General features: G+C 49.0%; 19 protein-coding genes. 17 read left to right on the top strand and 2 right to left on the bottom strand.

Translation table 11 applies throughout. The annotated features are described in order from the left end of the window. Positions 1-96 precede the first annotated feature (96 nt). The 10 genes from cysB (at position 97) to Q4563_RS01330 (ending at position 9,523) form a co-directional block, all read left to right on the top strand. Positions 97-1,071 carry an HTH-type transcriptional regulator CysB gene (gene cysB, locus Q4563_RS01375; protein ID WP_215977463.1) on the top strand — a complete coding sequence of 325 codons (975 nt, stop codon included), beginning with the start codon at positions 97-99 and terminating at the stop codon, positions 1,069-1,071. Between the two features lie 127 nt (positions 1,072-1,198). Further along, positions 1,199-2,161: a YbgA family protein gene (locus Q4563_RS01370; protein WP_303603361.1), complete on the top strand. Its 963-nt coding sequence runs from the start codon at positions 1,199-1,201 to the stop codon at positions 2,159-2,161. A gap of 112 nt (positions 2,162-2,273) precedes the next feature. After that, positions 2,274-2,735, top strand: a complete 462-nt coding sequence (locus Q4563_RS01365) for a nuclear transport factor 2 family protein (RefSeq protein ID WP_303603360.1) — start codon at positions 2,274-2,276, stop codon at positions 2,733-2,735. Then, positions 2,732-4,171, top strand: a complete 1,440-nt coding sequence (phrB, locus tag Q4563_RS01360; RefSeq protein ID WP_303603359.1) for a deoxyribodipyrimidine photo-lyase — start codon at positions 2,732-2,734, stop codon at positions 4,169-4,171. The genes Q4563_RS01365 and phrB overlap by 4 nt, the downstream gene beginning before the upstream one ends. Then, positions 4,161-4,919 carry an SDR family NAD(P)-dependent oxidoreductase gene (locus Q4563_RS01355; protein ID WP_303603358.1) on the top strand — a complete coding sequence of 253 codons (759 nt, stop codon included), beginning with the start codon at positions 4,161-4,163 and terminating at the stop codon, positions 4,917-4,919. The genes phrB and Q4563_RS01355 overlap by 11 nt, the downstream gene beginning before the upstream one ends. Continuing rightward, on the top strand, positions 4,916-6,181 hold the full coding sequence (locus Q4563_RS01350; RefSeq protein ID WP_303603357.1) for an NAD(P)/FAD-dependent oxidoreductase: 1,266 nt from the start codon (positions 4,916-4,918) through the stop codon (positions 6,179-6,181). Before Q4563_RS01355 ends, Q4563_RS01350 begins: the two co-directional genes overlap by 4 nt. Beyond that, complete coding sequence (locus Q4563_RS01345) at positions 6,178-6,930, top strand: DUF1365 domain-containing protein (protein WP_303603356.1); 753 nt, start codon at positions 6,178-6,180, stop codon at positions 6,928-6,930. Before Q4563_RS01350 ends, Q4563_RS01345 begins: the two co-directional genes overlap by 4 nt. 24 nt (positions 6,931-6,954) lie before the next feature. Beyond that, positions 6,955-8,220 (top strand): SAM-dependent methyltransferase, encoded by a 1,266-nt coding sequence (locus tag Q4563_RS01340; RefSeq protein WP_303603355.1) that lies wholly within the window; start codon positions 6,955-6,957, stop codon positions 8,218-8,220. Then, positions 8,220-8,735, top strand: a complete 516-nt coding sequence (locus Q4563_RS01335) for a DUF2878 domain-containing protein (protein WP_303603354.1) — start codon at positions 8,220-8,222, stop codon at positions 8,733-8,735. The genes Q4563_RS01340 and Q4563_RS01335 overlap by 1 nt, the downstream gene beginning before the upstream one ends. Positions 8,736-8,740: 5 nt before the next feature. After that, the gene (locus Q4563_RS01330) at positions 8,741-9,523 is read left to right on the top strand and encodes a hypothetical protein (protein ID WP_303603353.1); all 783 of its coding nucleotides are present in this window, start codon (positions 8,741-8,743) and stop codon (positions 9,521-9,523) included. Here the strand turns inward: Q4563_RS01330 and Q4563_RS01325 are convergent. Continuing rightward, positions 9,483-9,779, bottom strand: coding sequence for an EscU/YscU/HrcU family type III secretion system export apparatus switch protein (locus Q4563_RS01325; RefSeq protein WP_215977453.1), 297 nt, complete (start codon positions 9,777-9,779; stop codon positions 9,483-9,485). The two genes, Q4563_RS01330 and Q4563_RS01325, sit on opposite strands and share 41 nt — an antisense overlap. Continuing rightward, entirely contained in the window at positions 9,776-11,437 is a 1,662-nt protein-coding gene (locus Q4563_RS01320) for a flagellar hook-length control protein FliK (RefSeq protein ID WP_303603352.1), read from the bottom strand. Before Q4563_RS01320 ends, Q4563_RS01325 begins: the two co-directional genes overlap by 4 nt. A gap of 174 nt (positions 11,438-11,611) precedes the next feature. On the opposite strand from Q4563_RS01320, the gene ccmA reads away from it, so the two are divergent. From ccmA to Q4563_RS01285, 7 genes are read left to right on the top strand one after another with little or no spacing between them, the layout of a single operon-like run. After that, positions 11,612-12,265, top strand: coding sequence for a cytochrome c biogenesis heme-transporting ATPase CcmA (gene ccmA / locus Q4563_RS01315; RefSeq protein WP_303603351.1), 654 nt, complete (start codon positions 11,612-11,614; stop codon positions 12,263-12,265). Continuing rightward, the gene (gene ccmB, locus Q4563_RS01310) at positions 12,258-12,965 is read left to right on the top strand and encodes a heme exporter protein CcmB (RefSeq protein ID WP_303603350.1); all 708 of its coding nucleotides are present in this window, start codon (positions 12,258-12,260) and stop codon (positions 12,963-12,965) included. The genes ccmA and ccmB overlap by 8 nt, the downstream gene beginning before the upstream one ends. A 47-nt stretch (positions 12,966-13,012) precedes the next feature. Beyond that, positions 13,013-13,786, top strand: a complete 774-nt coding sequence (gene ccmC, locus Q4563_RS01305) for a heme ABC transporter permease CcmC (protein WP_215977772.1) — start codon at positions 13,013-13,015, stop codon at positions 13,784-13,786. After that, positions 13,773-13,988 (top strand): heme exporter protein CcmD, encoded by a 216-nt coding sequence (gene ccmD, locus Q4563_RS01300; RefSeq protein ID WP_303603349.1) that lies wholly within the window; start codon positions 13,773-13,775, stop codon positions 13,986-13,988. The genes ccmC and ccmD overlap by 14 nt, the downstream gene beginning before the upstream one ends. Positions 13,989-13,996: 8 nt before the next feature. Next, complete coding sequence (gene ccmE, locus Q4563_RS01295) at positions 13,997-14,461, top strand: cytochrome c maturation protein CcmE (RefSeq protein WP_215977448.1); 465 nt, start codon at positions 13,997-13,999, stop codon at positions 14,459-14,461. Further along, entirely contained in the window at positions 14,451-16,442 is a 1,992-nt protein-coding gene (locus tag Q4563_RS01290; protein WP_303603348.1) for a heme lyase CcmF/NrfE family subunit, read from the top strand. The genes ccmE and Q4563_RS01290 overlap by 11 nt, the downstream gene beginning before the upstream one ends. Further along, positions 16,442-16,978, top strand: a complete 537-nt coding sequence (locus tag Q4563_RS01285) for a DsbE family thiol:disulfide interchange protein (RefSeq protein ID WP_303603347.1) — start codon at positions 16,442-16,444, stop codon at positions 16,976-16,978. The genes Q4563_RS01290 and Q4563_RS01285 overlap by 1 nt, the downstream gene beginning before the upstream one ends. Positions 16,979-16,982: the final 4 nt, after the last annotated feature.

Raw genomic sequence — 16,982 nt, 5'->3', positions numbered from 1 at the left:
TATATTTTGGTACTTAGCGCAAAATTCGACTATTCTATGGATGAATAATCAACTATATTTTTATAACACGAATATCAAAAGCCATTTGGAGGGCTTATGAAGCTGCAACAACTCCGGTATATATGGGAAGTGGCTCATCACGACCTTAATGTATCCGCGACGGCGCAGAGTCTATACACCTCACAGCCCGGTATCAGTAAGCAAATTCGCTTATTGGAAGATGAGCTAGGGGTAGAAATATTTTCTCGCAGCGGTAAGCACCTAACCCGGATTACCCCAGCCGGAGAGGCGATTCTAAAAACCGCAGGTGAAATACTGCGCAAAGTAGAAAGCATCAAACAAGTAGCTCAAGAGTTTAGCAATGAACGCAAGGGTAGTTTGTCCATTGCCACGACTCACACCCAGGCTCGCTATGCACTACCTCGGGTGATTGAAGGGTTTATCGAACAATACCCCGACGTGTCCCTGCATATGCACCAGGGCACGCCAATGCAAATCTCCGAAATGGCCGCCGACGGCACTGTCGATTTTGCCATTGCCACCGAGGCATTAGAGCTATTCAGTGACCTGGTAATGATGCCTTGTTACCGCTGGAATCGCTGCATCGTGGTTCCCAAAGGCCATCCGTTGGCGAGCCTGCCGGAACTGACCTTAGAGGAGGTGGCTAAGCATCCCATCGTCACCTATGTGTTTGGCTTTACCGGTCGCTCTAAGCTGGACGAAGCTTTTATTAATCGCGGTTTGGCTCCCAAAGTAGTCTTTACCGCCGCTGATGCTGACGTCATTAAAACTTATGTACGCCTAGGCTTAGGGATCGGTATTATTGCGCACATGGCATTCGATAATGAACTCGATGACGATCTGGTTGCACTTGATGCCAGCCACCTGTTTGCCACCAGCATCACCAAGGTTGGCTTTCGGCGCGGTACCTTTTTACGCGGGTTTATGTACGATTTTATTCAACAGTTTGCTCCACATCTTACCCGGGAGGTTATCGATCAGGCTTATGCGTGTCATTCTCGTGCCGAGCTTGAAGAATTGTTTGCCGAAATTCCTCTGCCTTCCTATTAATACTCGCCTGGAGTTCTCGTACGAGTCTCCAGGACGACCGCAACAATTTTATCTCGCAGTAGTGATCTGAAGACTCGGGCCATACGAATACCCAGTCAGATGACAAAACTCAAAAGGTGGCTAGCTCATGGTAGAGTCCGGCAAAATTCCTGTGGCGATTAGTGAATGCTTACTGGGAGAGCGCGTGCGCTTTGACGGTGGGCATAAACGCTCACGCTACATCACCGATACCCTAAGTGATTACTTTGAATACCGAGCCTATTGTCCCGAAGTGGCCATAGGCCTCGGGATTCCACGCAAACCGATACGTTTATTGGCAACCGATGGTATGACTCGCGTGGTACAAGCAGATGACGCGAGTATCGATGTTACCGATCCGCTGCGCGACTATGCGCGAAGCCTGACGAGCGATATAGAAAACGTATGCGGTTATATTTTTATGCAAAACTCCCCCAGTTGTGGTGCTTTTGGCATGAAGCGTTACGGTAGTAATGGATACCCGCTGGATAAAAATGGACGGGGCGCCTTTGCCGATGAAATTATGCAGCGCTTTCCGCTACTGCCAATCGAGGAGGCAGGGCGACTAAACGATGCCGGATTGCGCGATAACTTTATCAGTCGAGTCTTTGCCTATCACGATTGGAAGGTATCAGTAGCCCAGGATCCCAGTCCGGGCGCGTTAATTGAATTTTACTCACGCTATAAATATCAAGTAATGGCCCATCATGTGCCCAGCTACAAGGCAATCGGACCCTTACTGGCGGATTTAAAAACACCACCGATCGAAACCGTATGCGAACAGTTTCTGACTATTTTTATGACCGCCTTATCGCATTTGGCAACACGCAAAGGCAACACCAACACTCTGTTACATCTGCGCGGATATTTACGCGGGAAATTAGATGCTCAAGAGAATCAAGAGCTATCTGGGTTAATCGACAATTATCGCGAAGGCTTGGTACCGCTGGTGGTGCCGCTTACGTTACTAAAACACCACCTACTAAAAATTGATGATGACTATCTGCAGCGCCAGACGTTTTGGAACCCGCACCCAGAGCGGCTCGGCTTGCGCAATGTAATCCCCACCTAATCCCGCAAAAATAGTGTTGCTTGGACACAACCAAAAGGAATTGTAAGACGTATTAAGGATGAACTTAGATAATAAGTGGCCGAAAAGCAATCAACGGGACAGAGGTCAAATCATGGTGATAGTGCAAGATGAGAAACATCTATTAATTGATACGCTAAAAGCGCATTACCAAACCTTCGATAAATCCAGTCTTGCGGATATACTCTCGCTCTACAATGATGACATCTGCTTTATCGACCCCGTCGAAAGATTCGACGGGAAAGAGGACCTACGATTATACTTTGCCAACTTGGCAGAAAATTTAACCAGCTGTCAGTTTGATTTTCAATCCGTTATTAATGATTACTGCCCGCAGGGCGAATCCAGCGCGGTCTTATTTTGGCAAATGCGCTTTTCCCACCCCAAGCTTAACAGCGGTGTGGCTACCAGTTTGGCAGGCTGCTCTCACCTTCGTTACAGCGATAAGATCTACTACCATCGCGATTACTACGACCTGGGGGAGATGCTGTACGAAAACATTCCGTTACTGGGCCGCTTGATACGCAGCATTAAAAAGCGCTTGGCAAGCAAATGAACCGGCTTATCTGGTTTCGCAACGATTTACGACTGATCGACAACCCGGCGTTGCATCACTGTCTTGACGATAAAACGACTGGCACTGACGACGCCCCTGTGTCGGCGTTGTTTATTCTCTGTCAAGAGTACATCGATACCCATCCTATTGGCGCCAAACGGCTGCGCTTTATGCAAGAAGCTCTGCTTAACCTAGCACAGGGTTTGGCCAAGCAAGGGATAGAGCTACGCACCGAATATGTGGAGAAAAAGGCCGATATCGCTCAGCGTGTAGTTGATGTCTGCAGCCACGTCGGCGCGCGCGTCGTGTTTTGCAATCGTGAATACCCGCTCGATGAAAGACGCCGAGATCAAGACTGTAAAGCTCTGTGTGAAGAGCAAGGAATTACCTTTAACGCCTATCACGATCGCTGCCTTATCCCCCCCGGCGCACTTAAAACTCAGGCCGGTGACCATTACAAGGTGTTCACTCCCTTTGCCCGTGCTTGGCGCAAGCTGGCAGATGCCTCGCAATTTCAAATCTACTCCGCCCCCAAGCGCAAAATTCAGGCAGTTGCAGCGCCTAGCGACACTATCAACCGTTTATTTTCCCGCGCTGGCGCCGATTGTCAGCCCGTACTTTGGCAAGCCGATGAACACTCTGCTCTGGATGCGCTGCAAGATTTTATAGAACAACATCTGGCCGATTATGACGAAGAACGAGATTATCCCGCACTGCAAGCTACCTCGAAACTGTCTCCGTATTTGTCGGTTGGGTTGTTAAGCCCCAAGCAATGTTATATCGCCTGCCGCCACGCGGTCGGAGTGAGTGAGAATGTGGGCGCCCACACCTGGATTAACGAACTGATTTGGCGTGAATTTTATATGCATATCGCCGCTATTTATCCCAAGGTGAGTATGCATCGACCGCTGCAGGCCTATACTGAATGTATTCCCTGGCGTCAAAACGAAACCGATTTTCAGCGCTGGTGCCAGGGCGAGACTGGCATCCCCATTATCGACGCCGCTATGCGGCAGCTGAACCAAACCGGTTGGATGCATAATCGTCTGCGCATGATTGTGGCCATGTTTCTTAGCAAAAATTTGCTAATCGATTGGCGTAAGGGCGAGGCTTATTTTATGTCACAGCTCATTGATGGCGATTTCAGTGCTAACAACGGGGGCTGGCAGTGGAGTGCCTCGACCGGCACCGATGCCGCACCGTATTTTCGCATTATGAATCCGCTGACTCAGTCGGAGCGCTATGATCCACAGGGCCACTTTATTCGTCAGTGGTTACCTGAACTTGCGGCCGTAAAAGGCAAGAATATTCACAAACCCGGTCCGATAAATGGCTACCCGGCACCCATGGTTGACGTAAAAGCCACCCGCAAAGAGGCTATTGCTGTGTTTAAAGCCTGCAAAGAGCAATACGCCAAGGAGTCCCATGAACACTAATCCATTAGCTGGGCGCAAAGTGCTCTTAACCGGCGGCACCCAAGGCATTGGTCTGCAAACATTAAAACTGTTGTTAGACAAGCAGTGTAGGGTGGTTGTACTGGCCCGCAATACAGCCGCCGTTGCCGATTTACAGGCACAGTACCCAGAGCATTTAACGGCGATTGCCACCGATATTACTCAGCTAGACTCTGTGTGCCAGGCGCTAAGTAATATTGCGGCATTCGATTCGGTGATTCTCAACGCCGGCACCTGTGAATATATTGAAGCCAGCCAATTCGACGCCGCCAGTTTTGCCCGGGTAATTAACGTCAACCTGCAAGGCAACGCGAATATTTTAGAGGTTGTTATTCCCAAGTTGCTTAAGTCCGAGAAGCGGCCGCATATTGTCGGTATTTCTAGCTTAGTGACTGAGCTACCTTTACCTCGGTCTGAGGCCTATGGTGCCAGTAAAGCGGGGTTTGCCTATATGCTTAATTCGCTGCGAGCCGACCTTTACCGGTTCGGGGTGGATGTTACCTTGATACAGCCAGGGTTTGTCAAAACGCCTTTGACCGATCGCAATGATTTTTCGATGCCATTTTTAATGGAGCCGGAGGTGGCCGCACAACATGTACTGAAAGCCATTGAGCAGCGCAAGTACAACTATCGTTTCCCATGGCAGTTAGCCTTGTCGATGCGCTTAATCGCCCGTTTGCCTCTGCCTTTACAGGTTAAATTTTTACAAAAAATGGTCCCTAAAGAATGAGCGATGCAAAACAACATATAGCGGTTATTGGCAGCGGCATAAGTGGTCTGTACAGCGCGTTTTTACTTAGCCAAAAATATCACGTCTCTGTGTTTGAGAAAAATAGCGAAATTGGCGGTCATACGGCCACCAAAAAAGTCAGTGTCGACTCTGGCGACTACAGCATCGATACTGGATTTATTGTCTACAATGACAGAACCTACCCTAATTTTATAAGACTGTTAAACCAGTTGGGTGTAGAAGGGCAGAACACCGAAATGGGCTTTAGCGTCAGCTGTCAGCACACCGGTTATGAATACGCCGGTACGTCTATTGCCGGTCTTTTTGCTCAGCGGAAAAATATATTTAAACGTGCACATTGGCGCTTGTTGCGCGATATTGTGCGCTTTAATAACTTGTGCTCGAGTCTCTACCAACGATTGCCGTTGTCCGATCGTAGGACACTGGGTGAATTTTTACGTCAGGAAAGTTTCTCCAAAGAGTTGGTGGCTTATTATATATTGCCCATGGTGTCGGCTATCTGGTCCTCGGGTACTGCCATTGCGGAGCAAATGCCTCTGGCATTCTTTGTTCGCTTCTTTCATAACCATGGATTGCTGAGTATATTTGATCAACCGCAATGGAAAACAGTGCGCGGCGGCTCAAACCAATACCTAGCGCCCTTAATCGCTCCCTTCGTCAATCAAATCACCACCGATGCACGTATTCGCGCTGTGCAACGAGCGGAGGCGGGCGTAGATATTCATTTTGACGACAACTCGGTAAAAAGCTTCGATGCCGTCGTGATGGCTTGCCACAGTGACGAAGCCCTGGGCCTGTTACATAGCCCCAGCGCTGCCGAGAAAACAGTTTTGGGAGCGATAACTTATAAACCCAATCAGGTTGTGTTGCATACGGACAACACCATTTTACCCACCCAGAAAGCCGCCTGGGCCAGTTGGAACTATAAGCTCGAAAGCGATACCGATACACAAACGTTGCTGACCTATAATATGAATATCTTGCAAAATATTCGCGCCCCTGAAACATTTTGTGTCAGTGTGAATCCGGGTGATCGACTCGATACCCGCAAAGTGCTCGGTGAGTACCAGTACCACCACCCGGTTTTTACTCGAGAGTCGATCGCCGCGCAGCAGCAATGGCAGCAAGTCTCGGGAGCCGACCGAATATATTATTGTGGTGCCTACTGGCGCAATGGTTTTCACGAGGACGGTGTTGTGTCGGCGCTAAAGGTGGCTCAACAGTTGGGCGTAACACCGTGACACTTCCCGACAGCGCGGTCTATACCGGTATCGTACGCCACCGGCGCTTTTATCCGGTAGTGCATGAATTTAGTTATTCAATAACGCTATTTTTACTCAATTTGGATGAGATAGATCAATTAATGGCGCAGTCGCGCTGGTTTTCTTGCCGGCACTGGAGCCTGGCGCAGTTTCGCCGCTCCGATTATATGGCACCGCATCATCAAGACTTAAAATCTATCGCCGTCAGCGAAGTCGAAAAAGCACTTCTGTGCACGGTGAATTCACCTAAAGTCTATTTATTGAGCAATATTCGCCAGTGGGGGTTCTGCTTTAACCCCGTTAGTTTTTATTACGTGTTTGATACCGAGGAATTAGTCGGCATTGTAGCCGAGGTCAACAATACCCCTTGGAAGGAGCGACATCGCTATGTGGTTAATACCACCGATCAAGTGTCCCCTTATCAATACCACTTCGCAAAACGCTTTCATGTATCGCCCTTTAATCCGCTGACAATGGATTATCGTTGGCAGTCCAATGAGCCGGGGCAAAGTATCGATATCCATATGGAAAATTGGCAAAGCGATATAAAACATATGGATGCAACCTTAAGTTTACAGAAAAAAAGCTGGAGCTCTGCGCATCTGAATCGCGCGTTAATTCGTACTCCCTTCAACACAATTAAAGTGCCGCTGTTAATTTATTGGCAAGCTATAAAGCTTTGGTGGAAGAAGGCCCCCATTTACGACCACCAACCTGTAGACAAATAAGTAACTGCGTCGAGGAGACCGATCGTGACCAACGCAAGCGCCCACAGAGGCATTAACGAACTCTCAGGACATCGAGCCAAGGTTTTTAACAAAAACCATAGAATTGCCAAAAAACTGGTACTGGCTCAACTTGGCAAGCTTAAAATCGGCTGTCTGCGCATTCACGATACAGGGCAGTGTATCGAGTACGGTCAAAGTTCCGATGAAGCTGAACTTGTGGCCGACATCTATGTACACGACCAAGCAGCCTATCGGGATGTCGCTTTTGCCGGCTCGGTGGGCTCGGGGGAGGCCTATATGTCGGGCTATTGGTCTTCGCCGGACTTGACCCGTGTGGTACGCATTTTTGTACTTAACTTATCCACACTGGATGCTATGGATCAATCGCAATCCTGGTGGAGTAAAGCGGCGCTATCAGTATTCAGCTATTTTAATCGAAACTCAAAAGAGGGGGCTAGACGCAACATCAGTGCCCACTATGATTTAAGTAACGAATTCTTCTCACTGTTTCTCGACCATTCAATGATGTATTCGTCGGCTATATTTCCCAATATCGACAGCTCATTGGATGAGGCCGCGCAGTACAAACTGCAAGTGGTGTGTGAAAAATTGCAATTAAAGCCCAGTGATCACCTGCTCGAAATTGGCACCGGCTGGGGTGGCTTAGCCGCCTACGCTGCCAGTCAGTACGGCTGTCGTGTTACCACCACAACAATATCGAAAGAACAGCACGATTGGGCAGTTGAGCGGGTAGTAGCGCAGGGCCTGCAAGATAAGGTAACCGTTTTACAGCAAGACTACCGCGACCTTGAGGGCACGTTTGACAAGCTAGTTTCTATTGAAATGATTGAGGCGGTGGGTCACGAACATTACGCCGGTTACTTTCGTCAATGTGGCCATCTACTCAAGCCCGACGGACTGATGCTGATTCAAGCGATTACGATTGCCGATCAGCGTTACGAGTTGGCGAAAAATAGTGTGGATTTTATTCAGCGTTATATCTTCCCAGGTGGCGGCTTGCCATCGACTCAAAAAATAACCGAATTAGTCACACGACATACGGCTCTAAACCTTATCGGATTTGATGAAATTGGCAGCCACTACGCACAAACATTGCGATTATGGCGGCAAAGATTTTGGCAGAAAATGGCTGCCGTGCGCGAACTAGGTTTCGATGAGCGCTTTATTCGTATGTGGGATTACTATTTATGCTACTGCGAGGGCGGCTTTATGGAGCGCACTATTGGTACTGGACAATATGTATTTGCCGGCCCTGAGTACCGTTTCTGATGTTAACAGGCTGTCGTAGACTCTTTATTTTCGCCAACTTTCTGATGTTTCAGGTTGGCTGGGCAATAGCAGTGATGCTTGGTAGTCGCGCAGCCATTGCTTATGTAATTTTCGCCGGAACACTGCATTTTTATTATAGCACCACACGAAGATTCGATTACTGCGCCGTTTTACCGTTGTTCGCTATCGGTTATCTGCACGATGTAGCGCTGTTGTTAACTGGTGTACTGGTCATTGGCGATAGCTTCTTACCACCGCCGTGGCTATCGGCGATCTGGGTGTTGCTGGGCTTAACACTGAACCATAGTTTACATTTTATCTATCGAAATAAAATTTTAGCTTCACTGTTAGGCGCTGTGGGCGGAGCCGTAGCTTATAGTGCCGGGGTTAAATTAAGTGGTGCCCAGTGGGGAATATTGGATGGATGGGGAAGTCTAATAATCGCATTTGCATGGCTATTCATTTTGCCGTTGCATTACTCGTTAATGAAAAATTTTGTTCAGGTCGAAACGTAAACCTTATGGTCAAATTGCAACCACTGATTAACACAGATCCACTGCTTAAGCTGCTCGGTTGGGCAGGTACCACCTTACTGCTTCTAATGGTTCTGACAACATTGAACATCAGTACTGCTGAAGCCGATGAAAAAATTCCGGCGATCAGTGGTTTTGCCTATACCATGTCAGATAATAGCGACACTCAAGCGCCGTGGCTTTACCGCGAAGACTACTACTTCCTGACAGACAATCAGGTGCAGGTGTTCTATACCAACCACTCGGAGCAGTTAATTGCAGAAAAAGTTCTCGATTACGCAACGGGGCGCTTAACACCAAGTTTTATTTTTGAAGATCAGCGACATCAGATTAGCAAACGGGTAGAAGTCAACGCATCTAATGTTGAGTTGTATCTGAAATCTGGCCCGCAATCTGAACGAGCCACGCTTGAGCGTAAAAAGAATCAAGTAGTGGATGCCGGCTTTACCGCCGTTGTTCGAAACAATTGGTCGGCATTGCAGGCAGGGCAGAGCATCGACTTTTTCTTTGCACTGCCCAACCGAGCAACTAACGCTCGTTTAGCCGCACGGCAGATAAAGTGCCCAGCGCGAATGCAGGCAAACCATTGCTTTGAAATGGCACTGAGCAATCGATTTCTCGCAATGTTTGTCGACTCGATTACACTCGGCTTTGATCAACAGCAGCGCCTGACGGAATACCGCGGGCGCTCCAACTTGTCCGACAGCGCAGGGGGTGATCAAGACGTGATTATTCGCTATCGTTACGCTGACCCGGAACAACGCCTTTAAGGTCGTAGGCAAAGGCAATTATATAAGCGACTGCCACATAGAGTTTTTCTGGTATTTCCTCACCCAGCTCCAATGTCACCAGAAAATCCACTAAGGATTTGTTGTCACACAGGGGCACTTCATGTTCGTTGGCAATATCGATGATTTGTTGCGCCACATCGCCACGACCTTTAGCGCTGAGTATGGGGGATTTCTCACCGTCGTAATACAAGGCAACCGCTTGCAGTAATTCGGCATTATCGTCATTGCGATTCATGTTTTAACATCCACCAGGTTATAACTCAGCTCATTACTATTGCCTGCCGGTTTACCTTGAAAATAATTGACCTGCGTAATAGCGAGTCCCGCCGATTGCATGGCCTGGCGAATCGTCTCAAGTTTGGCTTTGGCCTCTTGTAAAACCGATGCATCTTGCGCCCAAAACCCTAAACCTAGCTGCTCATTACAGTAGCGTATATGCACGTAAATATCGCCCACAGCTTCGGTGTTAATATGCAGCTTTACTAACCAAGCATGGGCTTGAGTGGACGTTTTATCGTTGACGTTATCACGTTCCGGCTCAAAACTTATTCTGGCATGTTGAGTCTGCTCGCCCCAGCGCACGGGCAAATCAACAGCAAATTGCTGGCTACTGCCGACTGATTCGGCCGATTTGGGATTGACCGGATCCGCTCCTAACTGTTGGCCGCGAATTTTCGCCAGGCTATTTAAGCTCAACTGATGGGTCAACAACATAAGCTGCGTTTGTAAACTTGCGGCCTCGGCGCTTTGTGGTGCTGCGGTTACTCCCGACAAAAACGCTTGCGAAAGACTGGGCAGCAGTCGGTTTACCTCTAATAAGTTGGCTTTTGCCATTTGTGCTGCATGACCGGTTAACGGTGATGCAGCATTGTTGCTGGAATTCACATTGGAGGCCGGTGTAGAGGCCGCGCTCGTCGAACTGGGAGTCATTAAGGATTTGATGATTTGTGCCAGACTGTGCGTACTGGCAGATTCAGAGCTTGTACTCTGAGAGGCCGCGCCTTGCGCGATAGAGCCCGCCTGAGTGGAGGCTGCTAGGTTATTAGCACCCGTAAGCCGCGCCAAATTAAGCAAAATGGCTTTGCGATCCGTGTTGAGCAGAAGCTCGGTGGATTTACCCTGAGCACCAGTCAACAGCTTCATTAGATTGGCCTCAAAAAAAGTACCGCTATTGTTAACTGCCTGCTTAATAGCCACACCAGCTATGTTCTGTGGGGCAGTCCTAAGCACTTCAATGGGCACCGCTTGTTTGTCTAACGCCTTTAAAGATTCGTTAATCGCATTGGCCAGCTTATTGTGGGGCAACAATTTACTGAGCAACTGCAAGCTTTGGCTTTGCTGCTCAAGGCTTACGCCCTGCAGCCTGGGTAGAATTTCCCGTAAGGTTTGTTGTACCGCGGCCACCTCGGGACGACTCATTTGCCCCAAAACCGAAGCTGTAGCGGTGGTTGAGCCTTGCTTGGGGCCCGCCGATTGAGGATTAACCATTACCGGCTTGCCATTTTCACTCATTATCTCCAATTTCTGTGGGTTAACTCGATTCACCCAAACGCTATCCCCCTTTGCTAAGGGCAAGGCGCTCAACAGCGCGACCTGTTGAGCTTGGATTTTGACATTGACCAATTTGAGGGAGGATTGCTGCAACAGGCTAGTCGCCAACTCCGGCTTAATGGCATTGAGTGCGTTACTGCTTGGCCTGGCCCCAGTTGAACTTGCCTGAGCTTGCATTAGCTGCTTTTCGGCCCCGGTCAACACACGGACCCCCGTCACCTCAGCGGCTACCGGTTGCCCAACACGCAATGACAGGTTGGACAACAAACGAGCCGTGCTGGTCGTAGTGGCCGCCGTATTCGCGGAGGCAGGGGTGTGCAACTGGGTAAAATCAATCGGCATATGAATCCTGATAGACTCTCAAAATAGATCTTTATACTGGAGAGTACAGCCCTAGGTAAACTTTTGCCGCAAAGGGCTATATAATCAGCGCGCAGTTATAGGTATAGTCGGCCGTTGCCCAGCGAAGTTGAGCACTAATGCCCGAAAGATCACTCCTAACAACGGAAGCCAGTTTTGCTAGCCAGTTTGTCCTTTAATAATATCAGCTGTGAGCGAGATGAACGAATTTTGTTCAACAATCTCAGCTATGAGTGTAAATCTGGCACCTTGTTACAAGTGGTAGGCTTTAACGGCGCGGGCAAAACCACTTTATTACACACCCTCTGTGGCCTAAGACAACCCGCCACGGGTCAGATTCTCTGGCAAGCACAAGACATCAGCTTAAACCCCCAATTATTTAAGCAATCTTTGTTCTTTCTGGGGCATCAAACGCCGGTCAAGGGTCATCTTACCGTTACTGAAAATATCCAGTGGCTGCGCTCACTGCACCCAGTACCGTCATATACGTCGATCCAGCAAGCCCTGATTGAGGTCGACTTACTTGCTTATGCCGATACACATTGCCACCAGTTATCAGCTGGCCAAAGGCGCCGTGTGGCCTTGAGCCAACTGTATTTGACCCAAGCATCGTTGTGGGTGCTTGATGAGCCCTTTACCAGTATTGATAAAGCCGGCGTGGCAAAGCTGGCCCTGAGGCTACAGCAGCATACCGAGCGCGGGGGCATCGTAGTTTTGACCTCCCATCAGCCGGTGGAGCTGGAACACCTGCAAAGCTTGGATTTGTCGCGCTACCAGCCAAGCCTTGAGGAGCATATCGCCCATGGCTGAGTTGAACGAAGCTAATACCGGGGCCGGTGCGAGTGCGAGTGCGAGTGCGATATTAAGTCGTGATATGCGTCTTATTTGGCGCCACCGCAGCGATATCGTCAACCCCGTGATCTTTTATTTGATTGGTATTACCATGCTGCCGTTGGCGATTGGGACCTCCAAGCAGCTGTTGGGAACCGTAGCCCCAGGTATGCTCTGGATTATGGCCATGCTCGCCACGTTATTGTCGCTTGATGCATTATTTCGTACCGATTTTGAAGACGGCTCACTGGCACAGTTTCAATTATCCAGCCAGCCCCTGTATTTAATCGTTTTATACAAAGTGCTCGCTTATTGGTTGAGTACCGGCTTGCCACTGACTCTAATGGCACCGATGTTGGGATTAATGCTATCGCTTCCGGCTGATGGCTACTGGGCTTTACTGCTAACACTCTTACCCGGCACGGCAATTTTGACATTGGTTGGCGCCCTAGGGGCCGCATTAACTGTCTGTTTACGCAGCGGAGGGTTGGTGATGACTCTAATTATTATGCCGCTCTATTTGCCTGTTTTGATTATTGGCTCTAGCGCCGTATCGAGTGCGGTTGCCGGTTTTGGTTTTGACCGCGAATTGGCGCTTTTAATTGCGGGTTTAGCGATAGCGTTAATTGTTATGCCACCGGCCATTGCCGGGGCACTTAAAATATCAACCAATCAATAAGAAAACACCTTTAACATTATAGGTGCCTAAGAGTTGGAGGAATGCTTTTGGCTTGGCAATGGTTTCACAGGCTCGGATCCCCTCGCTGGTTTTACGACAAATCCAGTCGCTGGTTAATTTGGTTAATGCCACTTACCCTGGCCCTGTTAGCAACGGGCTTGGTGTGGGGCTTGGCATTTGCCCCCATCGATGCCAAGCAGGGCGATAGTTATCGAATCATTTTTATTCATATGCCTGCCGCCGTAGTTGCCTTAGCCGGCTATTACGTAATGGCTGTTGCCGGCGCTGTTGGCCTTATATGGCGAATGAAACTGCCTTTTATGGTTATGAAATCAGCCGCCCCCATAGGCGCGGTTTTAACGGCACTGACACTAATCACCGGCTCGCTGTGGGGGCATCCCACCTGGGGCACCTTCTGGGAGTGGGATGCCCGCAATATTTTTATGCTGATACTGCTGTTTTTGTATTTGGGCATTATATTGCTGGGCTCTATTTATCCTTCTCGCGATGCCGGCGATAAAGCTTGTGCTCTGTTAGCATTAGTCGGTACGGTCAATGTTCCTATTATTTATAAATCCGTCGATTGGTGGTACAGCTTACACCAACCGGCCAGTATTAAATTTACCGGTGAAAGCAGCATTCACGCCAGCATGTTGTACCCCTTGCTCATCTGTGTTGTGGCCTATTATTGTGTGTTTTCATTGGCCCTTATTTTATATACCCGCCATGAAATTCTTGTGCGGGAAGCGCGCACTCAATGGGTAAAAGACTTATCTCAATTGCCCGGCAAAAACCAAGGGGGTGCTCATGCCAAGCTTTAAATTTGACTCACTGGCAGATTTTATTCACATGAGCGGACACGGCATTTATGTGTGGAGCTGTACCGCGATTGCCTTGGTTTTATTAACAGCGCTTATTGTGCACCCTTTATGGCTGCGCAAACGCCAACTTCAGAAGTTACGCCAGCAGCAAGCAGTGCTCGCAGCGCAACTGTCCCAGCACCAGCAAGAAAACCAAACTTAGGTATCAATATGCATCCGGTTCGTAAGCAGCGTTTAATCATCGTGCTTGCCATTGTGGCGTTATCCTCGTTGGCCATTGGCTTACTGGTCTACGCGCTGAGTGAGAATATTAATTTGTTTTACCCTCCGGCTAAATTCAGTGCCAATGAAGTACCGCGAGAGGTGAGGGTGCGCGCGGGCGGCTGCGTTGAGCCTGGCTCCGTGGTGCGTGACTCAGATTCTCTGTTGGTCAAATTTGCTTTGGTTGATGGTACTGGCCGGCTTAAGGTGGCTTATGACGGAATACTGCCCGATTTATTTGCCGAGGGTGAAGCGGCTGTCGTAAACGGCACCTGGTCCAATAACAATGTTTTCTACGCCGACCAAGTGCTGGCCAAACACGATGAAACTTATATGCCACCAGAAGTAGCCGAAGCGATGAATAACGGCGAACAGCATCAAGCGAGCTGCGAGGAGGCCAATTATGGTTCCTGAGTTAGGACACTTTGCGCTCATTATTGCTTTGGGCCTAAGCGCGGTACTGTTTGTTTTGCCTTTATGGGGCGCCTATACCGCAAACACCACCTTAATGTACAGTGGCCGTTCACTGGCGACCGGGCAGTTTATAATGGTCAGCATTGCGCTGGTCTGCTTGGGTTATGCTTTTTTGCACGATGATTTTTCGGTCTCTTATATTGCCGGTCACTCCAACTCATTAATGCCTGTTTACTATAAAATCAGCGCTATATGGGGCGGCCACGAGGGCTCTTTATTGCTTTGGATGTTTATGCTTTCGGGCTGGACATTTGCCATAGCCATGCTCAGCCGATCTCTGCCATTGGATATGCAGGCTCGGGTTTTGGCCGTAATGGGTTTTGTGGCCACGGGGTTTGCCTTATTTATTTTGCTCACCTCGAATCCATTTGATCGTATTTTGCCCATGGCGCCTTTGGAGGGTTCTGACCTCAACCCGCTACTGCAAGACCCGGGGCTAATTTTTCATCCGCCATTACTTTATATGGGCTATGTCGGTTTTAGTACTGTCTTTGCTTTCGCAATTGCGGCACTACTAACCGGTAAGCTCGATACTGCCTGGGCACGCTGGTCGCGACCCTGGGCCACCACCGCGTGGGCGTTTTTAACGTTGGGCTTAGCGCTTGGCAGTTGGTGGGCTTATTACGAGTTGGGTTGGGGCGGCTGGTGGTTTTGGGACCCCGTCGAAAACGCCGCCTTTATGCCTTGGCTGGTCGGCACCGCTTTAATCCACTCGCTGGCGGTTACTGAAAAACGCGGTCTTTTCAAAAGTTGGACGATTTTATTAGCCATTTTTGCTTTTTCTTTAAGCTTACTGGGAACCTTTCTGGTGCGTTCAGGGGTGCTCAATTCGATACATGCTTTTGCCAACGACCCGGATCGCGGTTTGTTTGTTCTCGGCTTTTTGGGCGTTGTAGTCGGTGGGTCTCTATTGTTGTTTGCCTTGCGTGCGCCGGTGGTTAAATCCCGCCCGGGTTTTAACCTGTTCTCGCGCGAGGCATTATTGCTGGCCAACAATATTTTATTAATGATCAGCATGCTCACCGTTTTATTTGGCACGCTGTTTCCACTCATTGCCGATGCCATGAAGCTAGGTAAATACTCGGTAGGGGCCCCGTACTTTAATTTAACCTTCACCCCGTTTATCACCATGGTGTGTTTGCTGATGGGCATTGCACCTTTTAGCCGCTGGAAGCGCAGCTCCGGCGACAGCATTCGCCGCAACATAAAAGTGCCGATTATCATTTCGCTAAGCGCGGCTGCTTTAGTGCCTTTATTGTTAGGCAAGTACACAACTATTGCCGTTGCCGTAAGCTTTGTCGGTGTTTGGGTGCTGAGCACTACCTGGACCGATTTGCTGGTTAAATCAAGCCATAAAGCGGGTTTTAGTAAAGGGCTAAAACAACACAGTCTAAGTTATTGGGGCATGATCATCGCCCACACTGGCATTGCCTTTACCGTATTAGGGGTAGGCTATACCACCCAGTACAGCGATGAGCAAAAAGTACGCATGAGTATTGGCCAACCTGTGGTAGTGGCGGAGCGCGAATTTACGCTGGAATCGTTAGATAAAGTACGAGGCCCTAATTATATTGCCGATGAAGCACGCGTCGTTATGCGAAAAAATGGCCGGGTGATACGCGAGTTTAAGCCACAAAAAAGGCGCTATTTAGCCAGCGGGCAAATCATGACCGAGGTGGCTATTGCCCCTGGGTTCTTGCGCGATATATACATCGCCGTAGGCGAGGCGGAAAACATATCGCCCAACACCCGTCCCATGCGGATTCACTACAATGCTTTTGTGCGCTGGATTTGGCTCGGCGCTTTATTGATGGCAGTAGGTGGCATGCTCGCGGTTATCGATAAACGATACCGCAAAAGAGTTCGAACGGCGGATGAAAAATCACCAGCAAACGCAACAGCAATATCGGGGGCACAGTAATGGGGCGGCTTAAATTATTTTTACCGTTATTAATTGTATTAATTCTGCTGCCTCTATTTTATGTTGGATTATCCATTGACCCAACTGCAATGCCCTCGGCACTGGTCGGCAATCCGGTGCCCGAGTACTCTTTACCTTTGGTTGCCAATGAGCAACACAGTGCCAGTCACAAGGATTTAACAGGACAGGTGTCCTTGCTCAATGTATGGGCCACTTGGTGCTTTGCCTGCAAAGCAGAGCACCCATACTTAAACTCTCTGTCTGAAGAGGGTATCAACATTGTTGGCGTGAACTATAAAGATGATCGCCAAGCCGCACAGAAGTGGTTGCGAGAATTACACGACCCCTACCTTTATAGCCTCTACGATCAAGACGGCAAACTGGGGCTAGAGCTAGGCGTCACTGGCGCCCCCGAAACCTACCTAGTAGACAAGCAAGGCATTGTTCGCTATCGCCATATCGGCGTCGTCAATGAACGCGTCTGGCAAGACACCTTAGAGCCGCTTTACAGCCAATACAATCAGGTTGGGCAATAGGCAC

The organism is Gilvimarinus sp. 1_MG-2023 (genome assembly GCF_030548285.1).
The sequence above is the reverse complement of the archived record's forward strand: the minus strand, read 5'-3'. Positions and strand labels throughout refer to the sequence as shown.

What these genes read in the sequence shown, in the direction of transcription:
- cysB (WP_215977463.1), top strand. Translation starts at nt 97, where the DNA reads ATGAAGCTGCAACAACTCCGGTATATATGGGAAGTGGCTCATCACGAC.
- Q4563_RS01370 (WP_303603361.1), top strand. Translation starts at nt 1,199, where the DNA reads ATGGTAGAGTCCGGCAAAATTCCTGTGGCGATTAGTGAATGCTTACTG.
- Q4563_RS01365 (WP_303603360.1), top strand. Translation starts at nt 2,274, where the DNA reads ATGGTGATAGTGCAAGATGAGAAACATCTATTAATTGATACGCTAAAA.
- phrB (WP_303603359.1), top strand. Translation starts at nt 2,732, where the DNA reads ATGAACCGGCTTATCTGGTTTCGCAACGATTTACGACTGATCGACAAC.
- Q4563_RS01355 (WP_303603358.1), top strand. Translation starts at nt 4,161, where the DNA reads ATGAACACTAATCCATTAGCTGGGCGCAAAGTGCTCTTAACCGGCGGC.
- Q4563_RS01350 (WP_303603357.1), top strand. Translation starts at nt 4,916, where the DNA reads ATGAGCGATGCAAAACAACATATAGCGGTTATTGGCAGCGGCATAAGT.
- Q4563_RS01335 (WP_303603354.1), top strand. Translation starts at nt 8,220, where the DNA reads ATGTTAACAGGCTGTCGTAGACTCTTTATTTTCGCCAACTTTCTGATG.
- Q4563_RS01330 (WP_303603353.1), top strand. Translation starts at nt 8,741, where the DNA reads ATGGTCAAATTGCAACCACTGATTAACACAGATCCACTGCTTAAGCTG.
- Q4563_RS01325 (WP_215977453.1), bottom strand. Translation starts at nt 9,779, where the DNA reads ATGAATCGCAATGACGATAATGCCGAATTACTGCAAGCGGTTGCCTTG.
- Q4563_RS01320 (WP_303603352.1), bottom strand. Translation starts at nt 11,437, where the DNA reads ATGCCGATTGATTTTACCCAGTTGCACACCCCTGCCTCCGCGAATACG.
- ccmB (WP_303603350.1), top strand. Translation starts at nt 12,258, where the DNA reads ATGGCTGAGTTGAACGAAGCTAATACCGGGGCCGGTGCGAGTGCGAGT.
- ccmD (WP_303603349.1), top strand. Translation starts at nt 13,773, where the DNA reads ATGCCAAGCTTTAAATTTGACTCACTGGCAGATTTTATTCACATGAGC.
- ccmE (WP_215977448.1), top strand. Translation starts at nt 13,997, where the DNA reads ATGCATCCGGTTCGTAAGCAGCGTTTAATCATCGTGCTTGCCATTGTG.
- Q4563_RS01290 (WP_303603348.1), top strand. Translation starts at nt 14,451, where the DNA reads ATGGTTCCTGAGTTAGGACACTTTGCGCTCATTATTGCTTTGGGCCTA.
- Q4563_RS01285 (WP_303603347.1), top strand. Translation starts at nt 16,442, where the DNA reads ATGGGGCGGCTTAAATTATTTTTACCGTTATTAATTGTATTAATTCTG.